Source organism: Micromonospora sp. NBC_01412, assembly GCF_045040215.1.
GTDB classification, from domain to species: Bacteria; Actinomycetota; Actinomycetes; order Mycobacteriales; family Micromonosporaceae; genus Micromonospora; species Micromonospora rubida.
In genome coordinates, this window is the sequence record NZ_CP109528.1 from 1,150,625 (window position 1) to 1,163,405 (window position 12,781).

Consider the following 12,781-nt stretch of genomic DNA (forward strand, 5'->3'; position numbering starts at 1 on the left):
AGGGCACGTCATGGCGCGGATCGTGGTCGTCGGCGCCGGGGTGGGTGGGCTGGCCACCGCCGCCCGGTTGGCCGCCACCGGGCACGAGGTGACCGTCTTCGAGCGGGCCGACACCGTCGGCGGCAAGCTCGGCCGGTACGTCCACGACGCCCCCGCCGGGTCGTTCCACTTCGACACCGGGCCGAGCCTGCTCACCCTGCCCGAGGTCTTCCACGACCTGTTCGAGGCGACCGGGGCGAAGCTCGACGAGTACCTCGACCTGGTCCCGGTGGACCCGATCGCCCGGCACGTCTTCCCCGACGGGGCCACGCTCGACTCGTGCGCCGACCCGGCGGAGTTCGCCGCCCGCGTCGGGGCGGCGTTCGGCGACCGGGCCGCCGCCGACTGGCAGCGGCTGTGGCGCCGCGCCGCCCGGGTCTGGGACGCCTCGCACTCCGACGTCCTGCGCCGGGCCGTCGACTCCCCGCTGGACCTCGCCTCGCTGGCCTGGCGGCTGGGCGACCTCGCCGCGATCGGCCCCGGCCGCACCCTGCGCGGGCTGGGCCGCCGACACCTGTCCGACCCCCGGTTGCGGATGCTGCTGGACCGGTACGCCACCTACACCGGGGCCGACCCCCGCCGGGCCCCGGCCGCGCTGGTCGCCGTGCCGTACGCCGAGCTGACGTTCGGCGGCTGGTACCTGCGCGGCGGCCTGGGCACCCTCGCCGACGCGCTGCTGACCAGGTGCCTGGACCTCGGCGTGGTCGTGCGGACCGGCACCGCGGTCACCCGGATCGACGCCGCGGGCGGCCGGGTGCACGGGGTACGCCTGGCCGGCGTCGCCGCGCCGGTCCCCGCCGACGTGGTGGTGGCCAACGTGGACGCGCTGACCGTCTACCGGGACCTGCTGCCCAGCCCGCGCCGGCTGGCTGGGCTCACCGACCGCAGCCTCGCCGGCTTCGTCCTGCTGCTCGGGGTGGCCGGCGACACCGGGCTGGCCCACCACAACGTGTTCTTCCCGCGCGACTACGACGCCGAGTTCGACGCGGTCTTCGGCCACCCGGGGCGCGGGATCCGGGCCCGTCCCGCGCCCGACCCGACGGTCTTCGTCACCGTCGCCGACGACCCGGCCGTCCGCCCCGAGGGGCACGAGGCGTGGTTCGTGCTGGTCAACGCCGCCCGGCACGGCACCGCCACCGGGGCGGTGGACTGGCGCCGGCCGGGGCTCGCCGACGCGTACGCCGACCGGGTCCTCGACGTGCTCGCCGAACGGGGCGTGGACGTGCGGGACCGGCTGGCGTTCCGGGAGGTCCGCACCCCGGCCGACCTGGACGCCACCACCGGCGCCCCCGGCGGGTCGATCTACGGCACTGCCGGCGGCCTGCTCCGCCCGGCCAACCGGGGCCCGGCGGCCGGCCTCTGGCTGGTCGGCGGCTCCAGCCACCCGGGAGGCGGACTCCCGATGGTCACCCTCTCCGCGCAGATCGTCGCCAACGAAATCGGCCCCGCCTGGGCCTAAGCACCCCGCACCCCCGCACCCCCCGCACCCCCGCACCCCCGCACCCCAAGATCATCGCAGTTTCACGGAAAGAGTGGCCTCGCCGAGCCTGGAGGCCACTCTTTCCGTGAAACTGCGCGCCGTTGGGAGCGTGGGGGTGGGGGTGGCGTGGGTGGGGGGCGGGGTCAGGCGGCGTTGACGAGGGCGCGGCGGACGGTGGAGAAGAGTTGGCCCAGGCCGAAGCCGGCGAGCAGCACCCAGACGGCGGTGGCCATGGTGATGGTGCCGGCGGTCAGGTCCGGGTCGATCAGTCCGGCCAGCCCAGCCAGCAGCAGCCCGACCAGGGCCACGCAGACCCGGGTGGGGCGCTCCCCCACGGTGACCGCGCCGATCTCCCGCATCCCGGCCGAGACCGCCCGGGCTCGGACGTACTCGTGCAGCCAGGACAGCCCGCCCGCGGCTACCACCAGCGCGCCCGGCGCGCCCAACAGCCAGAACGCGGCCAGCCAGGCGACCTCGCCGAGCCGGTCGGCCACGGAGTCGTAGACGTACCCGAGCCGGGTGGTGCGGTTGGTGGCGACCGCCACCGCACCGTCCACGCTGTCGGCCACCGAGGCGGCCAGCACGAACAGCGCCCCGATGACCGGCCCGTTCACCGGCCGGACGGCAAACAGCGGCACGCAGAGGCAGAGCAGCACGCCCGCCAAGGTGACCGCGGTCGGGGTGACCCGCAGCCGGCCCAGCACGTACCCGACGTGGTAGGCGAACCGCAGCCAGGCGCGTACCACCGGGGCCGCCGCCCGGGGATCGAAGCCACCGTGCAGCCGCGCCCACGCCGTCGCGTACTCGTCCCAGTTCAGCTGACTGCCCACCACGGAACAACCGTCGCATCGGCGCCCAGGTGTCGCGCCACGGGGGTCACACTCGGGTGCCGACCTGCAACTGCTGCCAGACCTCCCGGGTCGCGGTGGACCGGTTGAGGGTGATGAAGTGGATCCCGGGGACGCCCTCGTCCAGCAGCCGCCGGCACATCTCGGCCGCCTGCTCGATGCCGAGCCGGCGGACCGCCTCCGGGTCGTCGGCGACCTCGGCGAACCGCGCGGCGAGGGCCGGCGGGAACGGCGCCCCGGAAAGCTGCGCCGAACGCTCGATGGTGCCCAGCTGGGTGACCGGCATCACCCCGGCCAGGATGGGGGTGTCGCAACCAGCCGCCGCAACCCGGTCGCGCAGCCGCAGGTAGTCGTCGGCGTCGAAGAACATCTGGGTGATCGCGAACTCCGCGCCGGCCTGGCACTTGCGGACGAAGTGCGCGGTGTCGCCGGCCACGTCGGCAGAGCGCGGGTGCTTGTACGGGAAGGCAGCCACCCCGACGCTGAAGTCGCCGGCGTCGCGGACCAGCCGGACCAGGTCCTCGGCGTAGAGCACGCCCTCGGGGTGGCGGACCCACTCCCCGCCCGGGTCGCCCGGCGGGTCGCCCCGCACGGCCAGCATGTTGCGCACCCCGACACCGGCCAGCCGGCCGATGACGTTGCGCAGCTCGGCGACGGAGTGGTTGACCGCGGTCAGGTGCGCCATCGGCAGCAGGGTGGTCTCGGTGGCGATCCGCTCGGTCACCGAGACCGTGGTGTCCCGCGTCGACCCGCCGGCCCCGTAGGTGATCGACACGAACGACGGGCGCAGCGACTCCAGCTCGCGGATCGCCTGCCAGAGCAGCCGCTCGCCGTGCGCGGTCTTGGGCGGGAAGAACTCGAACGAGAAGGTCGGCTGACGGTCGCGGATCAGCTCCCCGATCGCCGGCTGCGGATTGGGGAGGACAGAGGGAAGACCGAGCGCCACGGATCGACTCTAGCCGCAGGCGCATGCCGGAGACAGAGTCCTTCCCACAGAGCGCGACGGACACGCCCCGGCGGACAGGCCCCACGCCTTGCGTCGGCGGGTCGAGGCCCTGCCGGAGGCAGCACCGCAGGTACTCCCCGACGGGCCGTCCGCAGGCGTCGATGTGATCGATCCGCGCCACGTCCCGACGACCGGCCGGGCAGACCGTCGTACCCCCGGGGTAGACAGTTGAGCAGCGCGGGTGGGGCCGGCGGGAGCCGGCTCCGGGGGGCCCGCGCGGGGGTCAGCACCGACCGCGGCACACCGGTCCCGCCCGTCCGGGAGGGACCGGCGCCGCCACCGCGCCGACCCCCTGGAGAACCGATGACGCCACCCACGCCACCCGGCCCCGAGTTGCTCGGGCCGCTGCTCGCCCGGCTCCGCCTGGCCCGGGGCCACAGCCAGCAGCTCCTCGCCGCCGAGTTGTGCGCCGCCTCGGGCGTGCCCACGCTGAGCCGGCACGAGGTGTCCCGCTGGGAGCGGCAGCTCCGCGTGCCGGGGGGCTTCTGGCTGGGGTGGCTCGCCGTGGTCCTCGCCGTGCCGGTCGAACTGCTGGCCGAGGCCGCCGCGCACAGCCGGCGGCTGGGCCCGCCGCCCGGGGCGGTCGATCCGGCGGGCTCCCGGTCCCGCGCGGCGCTGTTCGGCCTGGCCCAGCGCTGGCTGGCCGACCCGTGCGGGTCGCTGCTGGTCGCCGCGCCGACCGCCGGGCAGTTCCCGGCGACGCCGGCCGCGCCGCCGGTCGACCCGCCGCCGGCCCGGCCGCCGGCCGAGGCGACACCCGCAGGCCCGACGCCGGACGGCCAGCCCGGCACCGCCGCGCCGCCGGCCCTGACGCCCGGGGTGACGGAGTCCCTGACGCCCGGGGTGACGCTGGCCCTGACGCCCGGGGTGACGCTGGCCGGGCTGCGCCGGCTGGACGACCTGGCCGGGGGCGCCGACCTGTTCGGGTACGGGGCGTACCGGCTGCGGCGGGCGGTGCGGGCGCTGTCCGGGGCCGGCCCGGCCGGCCGTCGACGGCTGCTGCCGGTGCTGGCCGAGTCTGCCCAGTTGGCCGGCTGGCTCGCCGCCGACGCCGGGCGCCCGGCCGACGGCCTGCAGGCGTACCGGCTGGGGCTGCGGGCCGCGGCGGCGGCCGGCGACCCGACGCTCGGCGGGCACGTGCTCGGCGCGGCGAGCCACCTGCTGGCCGAGGCGGGCGACCCGCACGGCGCGCTGGTGCTGGCCCGGACCGGGTACGCCGGGTCCCGGCGCCACGCCAGCCCCGGCCTGCGGGCGCTGCTGCTGCACCGGGTGGCCCTGGCCGCGGCCCTCGGCGGCCGGCCGGAGGCGGCCCGGCAGGCGCTCGCCGCGGCCGGGCGGCTCGCCGGGGCCGTCGAGCCGGGCCGGGAGCCGCCCTGGCTGTACTGGCTCGACGGGCCGGAGCTGGCGGCGATGACCGGGCGGACGCTGGTCGCGCTGGGCCGGCCCCGGCCGGCCGAGCCGCTGCTGGCCGCCGCCCGCCGGGCCGGCCGCCCGCGCAGCGCCGCGCTCTACGGGGGCTGGCTGGCCCGGGGCCATCTCCAGCTCGGCGAGGTGGAGCAGGCGTGCGCGGTGGCCGACGCGGCGCTGCTGGACGCGATCCGCTCCGGTTCGCTCCGGGCCGCCGGCCAGCTCGCCGAGGTGCGCCGCCGGCTGGCCCGGCACGCCCACGAGCCGGCGGTACGGCGGCACGCCGCCCTCGCCGGCGCGGCGGCCCGCCACCTGCCCCGCCCGGCCCCGCCACCCGGCCGGCCCCGCCACCCGCCCGGCCGACCACCGGACGGGCCGACCACCGGACGGGCCGGCGGTCACCGCCCGTGACCAGGCACTGAACCCGTCGCGACGACGCTCGGCGGCCGGGGCGGCCCACGGCACGCCACGGGCCGCGGATGCGGCGCGGTCCCAGGCAACCCGCTAGCGTCGGGGCGTGACCCACGCTGCTCCCGTGTCCCCCGTCGACCGCGCCGGCCTGCGTCAGCGGATCGACAAGTCCCTGACCGAGTTCCTGGCCGGCCAGCGCACCTGGATGACAGGCGTCGACGACGCCCTGGTGCCGGTGGCCGAGGCGATCGAGGCGTTCGTGCTGGGCGGCGGCAAGCGACTGCGCCCGGCCTTCGCGTACTGGGGATTCCGGGGTGCCGGCGGGGGCGACTCGGACCAGGTGGTGACCGCGCTGGCCGCGCTGGAGTTCGTGCAGGCCAGCGCACTGATCCACGACGACCTGATGGACCGCTCGGACACCCGGCGCGGCGAGCCTGCGGTGCACCGGCGGTTCGCCGCCCGGCACCGGAACGCCGGCTGGGGCGGCAACGCCGACGGGTTCGGCGACGCGGCGGCGATCCTGCTCGGTGACCTGTGTCTGGTCTGGTCCGACGAACTGCTGCACTCCGCCGGGCTGGACCCGCGGATCGTGGCCCAAGCCCGCCCGGTCTTCGACGAGATGCGCACCGAGGTCACCGTCGGGCAGTACCTCGACGTGCTCACCCAGGCCACCGGCGACACCTCGGTGGAGCGCGCGAGCAAGGTCGCCCGGTACAAGTCGGCGAAGTACACGGTCGAGCGTCCGCTGCTGCTGGGCGCCGCGCTGGCGGGCGCGGCGGCGGACGTCCGGGCGGCCTACTCGGCGTACGGGCTGCCGCTGGGCGAGGCGTTCCAGTTGCGCGACGACGTGCTGGGGGTGTTCGGCGACCCGTCGCAGACCGGCAAACCGGCCGGCGACGATCTGCGTGAGGGCAAGCGGACGTACCTGGTCGCGGTGACCGTGGAGGCCGCCGACGCGGCCGGCCGGGAGCTGCTGCTCGGCCGGCTCGGCGACCCGGGCCTGGACGAGGACGGGGTGGCCCGGCTGCGTGAGCTGATCACCTCGACCGGGGCGCTGGCCCGCACCGAGGAGCGGATCGCCACGCTGACCGACACGGCGCTGGCCGCGCTGGCCGCCGTCGACCTGGAGACGGAGGCCCGCCAGGCCCTGGTCGACCTCGCCATCGCCGCCACCCGCCGCGCCGACTGACACCCACCCGACCCACCCGACCCGGCGACCCGCCACCCCGTCTGCCCGCACCAGGCGGCCAGGTACGGCCCGCCAGGTACGGCCGGGCCAGGCGGCCCGGTACGGCCCGCCAGGTGCGACCCGGCCGACCTGCCCGCCCGGTATGGCCCGGCCGACTCAGCCGACCTGCGCAACCTGTGCAACCTGGCCGACCTGTCCCGACCTGGCCGACCCGCCCGGTGTGACGGGAACCGGGGTCGGGCGGGGCGAGTCAGGTCAGGGGGTCAGAAGCCGAGGGCCTGGGCGCGGCGCTTGACCTCACGGGCGTGGTCGCCGCCGAGCGTGGCGGCCGGGGTGCCGCCGGACAGGGTGTCGTCGGGCTCGTAGAGCCAGCGCAGCGCGGCCTCGTCGTCGTAGCCCGCGTCGGTCATCAGGGTGAGCACCCCGGGCAGGTGCTTGAGCACGGTTTGGTTGGCCACCAGGTCGACGGGAATCCGCCGGATGCCGTCGCGGCGCACCGCGAGCAACTCCCGGTCCCGGATCATCTGGTGGATCTTGCTGATCGACAGGTCGAGGCGCTCGGCGACGTCCGGCAGGGTCAGCCAGCGGGCCGGATCGGTCGGGCCGGCAGGGCCGGCGCCGGAGGCAGCCTGGTCGGAGGGTACGGAGTCGGTCACCCGATCACCCTGCCACGCCGCCGACGGCGGCGGCGAGGGCACCCCCTCGACCGGCCCGGACGGGCGCCCGGAGCGCTCAAAGCGGCGGTGCGAGCGCGGCGGGACGAATCCTCTCGCCGGCCGGCTGTAGCATCCTGTTCAACCTCCACCCTCTGGACACATAGACTGCCTGCCGATGGACACACAGGTCGCCGACACGTTGCTGGGCTCGCTGATCGACGGGCGCTACCGCATTCGCGGTCGCGTGGCCCGTGGCGGCATGGCGACCGTGTACACCGCCACCGACGAGCGCCTGGAGCGCACCGTCGCAGTCAAGATCATTCATCCGACCCAGGCCGCCGAGACGCGGGCCCGGATGGCCGGGTTCCTGGAGCGGTTCACCGACGAGGCGAAGACCATCGCCCGGCTGACCCACCCGAACGTGGTGGCGGTCTACGACCAGGGCACTCACGCCGGCCTTCCGTACCTGGTGATGGAGTACGTGCGCGGCCGGACGCTGCGCGACGTGCTCGCCGAGCGGCGCCGGCTGCACCCGGACGAGGCGCTGGCGATCATGGAGCAGATGCTCGCCGCGATCGCCGCCGCGCACCGGGCCGGCCTGGTGCACCGCGACGTCAAGCCGGAGAACGTGCTGGTCGCCGAGGCGCCCACCGGCGGGGTCGCCAACCTGGTCGACAGCGTGGTCAAGGTCGCCGACTTCGGGCTGGCCCGCGCGGTGGAGGCCAGCGCCGAGGACGAGCCGGGCAACCAGCTCATGGCCACGGTGGCGTACGTCGCGCCGGAACTGGTCACCGACGGGCGCTCCGACACCCGCACCGACGTCTACTCGGCCGGCATCGTGCTGTTCGAGATGCTCACCGGCCGGGTCCCGTACGACGGCGACCGGCCGGTGGACGTCGCCTGGCAGCATGTCGACAACGACGTGCCGGCCCCCTCGACGCTGGTGCCGGGGCTGCCGAAGGCGCTCGACGATCTCGTCGCCCGGGCCACCCGACGCGACCCGGAGGCGCGGCCGACCGACGCCGCCGTCCTGCTGGCCGAGGTCCAGGTCGCCCGCGACGACCTGGGCGACCAGAACACGCACACCGCCGTGCTGCGCGCGGTGACCGACGACGCAGCCCCGCTGAATCAGCCCACCATGGTGGTCGCGGCGGTCCGGCCCACCGAACGCCCGGCCTGGGCCCGGCTGCCCGAGCACAAGGAGCAGCGCCCGCACCGGCGGCGGGCCGCGCCGGAGAGCACCGGTGTGGGCGGCCGGATCTCCGCCCTGCGGGCCCGGGTGCTTGGCGACCAGCGGGGGCGCATGGGCCTGCTGGCGGCGGCCGTGGTGCTCGTCCTGATCGCCGCGCTCACCGGCTGGTGGTTCGGGGTGGGCCGGTACACGGTTGCCCCGGAGCTGGTCAGCCTCAGCAAGGCCGAGGCGCAGGCGCAGGCGACCCGGGGCGGTTTCACCCTCGAGTACGCCGAGCCCCGCTACGACGAGAAGGTCCCGCGCGACGGCGTGGTGGCGCAGAGCCCCGCCTCGGCCGCCCGGATCCTCAAGGGCGGCGCCATCACCCTCACCCTCTCGCTGGGGCCGGACCGGTTCCCCGTGCCGGACGTGGTCGGCAAGGAGTTCGAGCTGGCCGAGGCCGACCTGGTCAACGCCAAACTGGTGGTCGCCAAGGGCACCCCCCGGTACGACGACAACCTGCCCGAGGGCGTGGTGGTGGACACCAACCCGAAGGTCGGTGCCGAGGTGAAGCCGGGCGCGAAGGTCACCGTCATCCTGAGCAAGGGCAAGGCCCCGATCTCGGTGCCGAACCTCGTCGGCAAGAACGTCAACGAGGCCCGCACCGCCCTGGCCCAGCTCGGCCTGGTGCCGGTCGAGACGTACAAGGACTCGGACAAGCCGAAGGACGAGATCCTCGGGCAGAGCCCGGCGGACGGCGCGGGCGTGGAGAAGGGGGCCCAGGTCAAGCTGGACGTCAGCAAGGGCCCCGCCCCGGTGGTCGTGCCCCGGGTGCTCGACCTGCCCTGCCAGCAGGCCAAGCAGCAGTTGGAGAGCCAGGGCTTCCCGGTGAACGTGCAGTTCAACCCGAACGGCACCGTCCGGTTCCAGAACCCGGGGGAGAACTCCCAGGTGGCGCCGGGCACCCAGATCACGATCGGGTGTCTGTAGAGATGTCGGCGCCCGCTCTCCGCCGGCCGGTCGGCTCGCACACCCCCACCTCGGGCGGGCTGGCGAAGGCGGCTTTGCCGTACGTCGACGCCGCAGGCTCCGAGGCCGTCCAGGTCTACGTCTCCAACTCCCGGGGCTGGGCGCTCCCGGCGGGCGACCCGGCCCAGGACGCGCTGTTCCGCGACGGCTGCGCCGAGCGGGGCGTACCGGTGTTCGTCCACGCGTCGCTGCTGGTAAACCTCGGCTCTCCCACCCCGGCCACGGTCGAACGGTCGGCGCAGACCCTGGCCCACGCGCTGCGCCGGGGGCGGGCGATCGGCGCCCTCGGGGTGGTCTTCCACGCCGGCAGCGCGGTCGACGCGGGTCACGCCGACGCGGCCATGCGTCAGGTGCGCGAGGCGCTGCTGCCGCTGCTCGACGAGACGCTGGCGGCGGGTGGCCCGCTGCTGCTGGTCGAGCCGAGCGCGGGTGGCGGCCGGTCGCTGGCCTCCCGGGTGGAGCATCTCGGCCCGTACCTGGACTCGGTGGACCAGCACCCCGGCCTGGGCGTCTGCTTCGACACCTGCCACGCCTGGGCCGCCGGGCACGACCTGGCCGTCGACGGCGGCATGACGGCCTGCCTGGACACACTGGTCGCCACGGTCGGGCCGGACCGGCTGCGGCTGGTGCACGCCAACGACTCGAAGGACCTGTGCGGCTCGACCCGCGACCGGCACGAGAACATCGGCAAGGGCAACATCGGCGAGTCGGCGTTCGCCGAGCTGATGACCCACCCCGCCACGGCGGGCATCCCGGTGGTGGTGGAGACCCCCACGGAAAAACACGAGGGCCACGCCACCGACATAGCCACCCTCACCCGCCTCCACCCCTAACCCACCCACACCCACACCCCCACACCGGCCCGGCGTCCGCCCGTCCGTCTCGCCCCGGTGATCAAGAGCTTTACGTCACCCGAGCGCCGGATCCCGACGTAAACCTCTTGATCACCGGGGCGATCGGGGGGTGGGGGGTGGGGTGGGGTGGTGGGGTTAGGGGGCGAGGAGGGTGGTTAGGGTCTGGGCGGCTTGGGTGATGGCGGTGTCGTCGACGTCCAGGTGGGTGACCAGGCGGGCGGAACGCGGGCCGAGGACCGAGATCAGTACGCCCTCGGCGCGGGCGGCGGCGGCCAGGCCCCGTGCGTCGAGCGGGGACTTCGTCAGGTCCAGCGGGACGATGTTCGTGCGCACCGCTGTGGCGAGCACCCCGAACGGGGCGACAGCCTCGGCCAGCCGGGCTGCCTTCGCGTGGTCGTCGGCGAGTCGCTGGATGTGGTGGGCCAGGGCGTACCGGCCCGCGGCGGCGAGCACGCCGGCCTGGCGCATTCCGCCGCCCATCCGCTTGCGGACGAACCGGGCCCGCTCGATCTTCTCCGCGCTGCCGACGACGAGCGAGCCGACCGGCGCGCCGAGGCCCTTGGACAGGCAGACCGACATGGTGTCGAACAGGGCACCGTAGGCAGCCAGCGGCACGCCGTCGGCGACGTGGGCGTGCCAGATCCGGGCGCCGTCGCAGTGCAGGGCCAGCCCGTTGGCGTCGGCGACCCGACGCAGCTCGCGCAGGGTGGCCAGCGGGATCACCCCGCCGCCGCCCCGGTTGTGGGTCTGCTCCACGGCGATGGCCCGGGTCGGCACCGCGAAGTAGCCGTCCGGCCGGACCATGCCGGCAACCAGGTCGGGGTCGACGTCCGCGCCGACCGCCGGCCAGGTCCGCGACGAGATCCCGCCGTACGCCGCCGCCGCGCCGATCTCGTACGTGACGATGTGCGCGTCGGCGTCGCAGAGCAGCTCGTCGCCGGGCGACACCGCCAGTTGCAGGGCGATCTGGTTGGCCATCGACCCGGTCGGGGCGAACAGCGCCGCCTCGTGCCCGAACAGGGCCGCGACCTCGGCCTCCAGGGCGTTGACCGTCGGGTCCTCGCCGTAGACGTCGTCGCCGACCTCGGCGGTGGCCATCGCCTCCCGCATCCCGGCGGTGGGCCGGGTCACGGTGTCCGACCGCAGGTCGATGAGATCGTCAGCCACGGTTGCCCCTTCGGCCGCCGACTGCGGGGCCCGCAAGCTCACTCCTCGGGTCAGCCACGGAGCATCTCCGCCACCAGGAAGGCCAGCTCCAGCGACTGCTGGGTGTTCAGCCGCGGGTCGCAGGCGGTCTCGTACCGGTCCGGCAGGTCGAGGTCCTCGATGCCCTGGGCACCGCCGAGGCACTCGGTGACGTTCTCTCCGGTCAGCTCGACGTGCAGGCCGCCCGGGTGGGTCTCCAGGCCCCGGTGCACCTCGAAGTAGCCGAGCACCTCGTCGACGATCCGGTCGAAGTGCCGGGTCTTGTAGCCGTTGGAGGACTCGTGGGTGTTGCCGTGCATCGGGTCGCACTGCCAGACGACCTTCGCGCCGGCGGCGGTGACCTTCGCCACGATCGGCGGCAGGGCGTCGCGGACCCTGTGGTTGCCCATCCGGCTGATCAGGGTCAGCCGGCCGGGGATGTTCTCCGGGTTGAGCTTCTCGCAGAGCTCGATCGCCTCGTCCGGGGTGGTGGTCGGGCCGAGCTTCACGCCGATCGGGTTGGCGATGCGGGAGATGAAGTCGATGTGCGCGCCGTCGATCTGCCGGGTGCGCTCGCCGATCCACAGGAAGTGCCCGGACAGGCCGTACGCCCGGCTGTCGGAGACCCGCGTGAGCGCCCGGTCGTACTCCAGCGCGAGGGCCTCGTGGGAGCAGTAGAGGGTGACGGTGCGCAGCGCGTCGTCCTCGGTCATCCCGCAGGCGTTGATGAAGGCCAGCGCCCGGTCGATCTCCCGGGCGATCGCGTCGTAGCGCTCGCCGGCCGGGGAGCTCCTGACGAAGCCCTTGTTCCAGTCGTGCACCGCGTGCAGGTCGGCCAGCCCGCCCGCCAGGTACGCCCGGAGCATGTTCATCGCGGCGGCCGAGTTCGCGTACGCCCGGATCATGCGCTGCGGGTCGGCGACCCGCGCCTCCGGCGTGGCCTCCAGCGAGTTGATCAGGTCGCCGCGGTAGGCCGGCAGCCCTCGGGCGTCGGTCGGCAGCGACCGGGGCTTGGTGTACTGCCCGGCGACCCGGGCGACCTTGATCACCGGCAGGGACGCGCCGTAGGTCAGCACGATCGCCATCTGGAGCAGGGTGCGGGCGTTGGCGAGCAGGTGGCTCTCGGTGTTGTCGACGAAGGTCTCCGCGCAGTCGCCGCCCTGGAGCAGGAACGCCTTGCCCTCGCAGACCAGCGCGAGGCGGTGCCGGAGCTGGTCGACCTCGTAGGGCGCGACGACCGACGGCACGGTGTCGAGCACCTTGCAGACCTCGGCGACCGCGGCCGGGTCCGACCACGGCGGGATCTGCGTCCGGGGCAGGTCCCGCCAGCGGTCCAGGCCGAGGGCGGCGTCCTCGGCGGAGTCGACGGTCGGACGGCTGGTCTGGAGGCCGGGGCTGCCCACCGCGGGATGGCTCAGCTGATGCCACTCATGGCGCATGGGGAAAGCCTACGGCGGCCCCCGGAGGGACCGGGCGTCGAGGGGGACGGTTCCGGAGGTTGGGAGC

Annotated in this window: 10 protein-coding genes; 5 read left to right on the plus strand and 5 right to left on the minus strand. The window is 75.2% G+C overall.

Features of this window, described 5'->3' with window-relative positions; genetic code table 11:
* Nucleotides 1-10 precede the first annotated feature (10 nt).
* Nucleotides 11-1,498, plus strand: coding sequence for a phytoene desaturase family protein (locus OG617_RS04895; protein ID WP_405099049.1), 1,488 nt, complete (start codon nucleotides 11-13; stop codon nucleotides 1,496-1,498).
* 164 nt (nucleotides 1,499-1,662) lie between these two features.
* Here the strand turns inward: OG617_RS04895 and OG617_RS04900 are convergent, their stop codons facing one another.
* Entirely contained in the window at nucleotides 1,663-2,352 is a 690-nt protein-coding gene (locus OG617_RS04900) for a CDP-alcohol phosphatidyltransferase family protein (protein ID WP_405099051.1), read from the minus strand.
* Nucleotides 2,353-2,395: 43 nt separating this feature from the next.
* On the minus strand, nucleotides 2,396-3,313 hold the full coding sequence (metF, locus tag OG617_RS04905; protein WP_405099053.1) for a methylenetetrahydrofolate reductase [NAD(P)H]: 918 nt from the start codon (nucleotides 3,311-3,313) through the stop codon (nucleotides 2,396-2,398).
* Between the two features lie 363 nt (nucleotides 3,314-3,676).
* Between metF and OG617_RS04910 the strand changes: the two genes are divergently transcribed.
* Nucleotides 3,677-5,191, plus strand: coding sequence for a transcriptional regulator (locus OG617_RS04910; RefSeq protein ID WP_405099055.1), 1,515 nt, complete (start codon nucleotides 3,677-3,679; stop codon nucleotides 5,189-5,191).
* 106 nt (nucleotides 5,192-5,297) lie between these two features.
* Nucleotides 5,298-6,380, plus strand: a complete 1,083-nt coding sequence (locus OG617_RS04915) for a polyprenyl synthetase family protein (RefSeq protein ID WP_405099057.1) — start codon at nucleotides 5,298-5,300, stop codon at nucleotides 6,378-6,380.
* Nucleotides 6,381-6,643: 263 nt separating this feature from the next.
* On the opposite strand, the gene OG617_RS04920 is transcribed toward OG617_RS04915, so the two are convergent.
* Nucleotides 6,644-7,036 (minus strand): Rv2175c family DNA-binding protein, encoded by a 393-nt coding sequence (locus OG617_RS04920; protein ID WP_387023539.1) that lies wholly within the window; start codon nucleotides 7,034-7,036, stop codon nucleotides 6,644-6,646.
* A 175-nt stretch (nucleotides 7,037-7,211) separates the two neighbouring features.
* Here OG617_RS04920 and pknB point away from each other — a divergent pair, with 175 nt between their 5' ends.
* Entirely contained in the window at nucleotides 7,212-9,197 is a 1,986-nt protein-coding gene (gene pknB / locus OG617_RS04925; protein WP_405099059.1) for a Stk1 family PASTA domain-containing Ser/Thr kinase, read from the plus strand.
* Between the two features lie 2 nt (nucleotides 9,198-9,199).
* On the plus strand, nucleotides 9,200-10,069 hold the full coding sequence (locus tag OG617_RS04930; protein ID WP_405099062.1) for a deoxyribonuclease IV: 870 nt from the start codon (nucleotides 9,200-9,202) through the stop codon (nucleotides 10,067-10,069).
* A 156-nt stretch (nucleotides 10,070-10,225) separates the two neighbouring features.
* Here the strand turns inward: OG617_RS04930 and OG617_RS04935 are convergent, their stop codons facing one another.
* Together OG617_RS04935 and OG617_RS04940 are read right to left on the minus strand one after the other, a co-directional pair.
* Nucleotides 10,226-11,257 (minus strand): threonine aldolase family protein, encoded by a 1,032-nt coding sequence (locus tag OG617_RS04935; protein ID WP_405099064.1) that lies wholly within the window; start codon nucleotides 11,255-11,257, stop codon nucleotides 10,226-10,228.
* 50 nt (nucleotides 11,258-11,307) lie between these two features.
* Nucleotides 11,308-12,714 carry a class II 3-deoxy-7-phosphoheptulonate synthase gene (locus tag OG617_RS04940; RefSeq protein WP_161690297.1) on the minus strand — a complete coding sequence of 469 codons (1,407 nt, stop codon included), beginning with the start codon at nucleotides 12,712-12,714 and terminating at the stop codon, nucleotides 11,308-11,310.
* Nucleotides 12,715-12,781 lie beyond the last annotated feature (67 nt).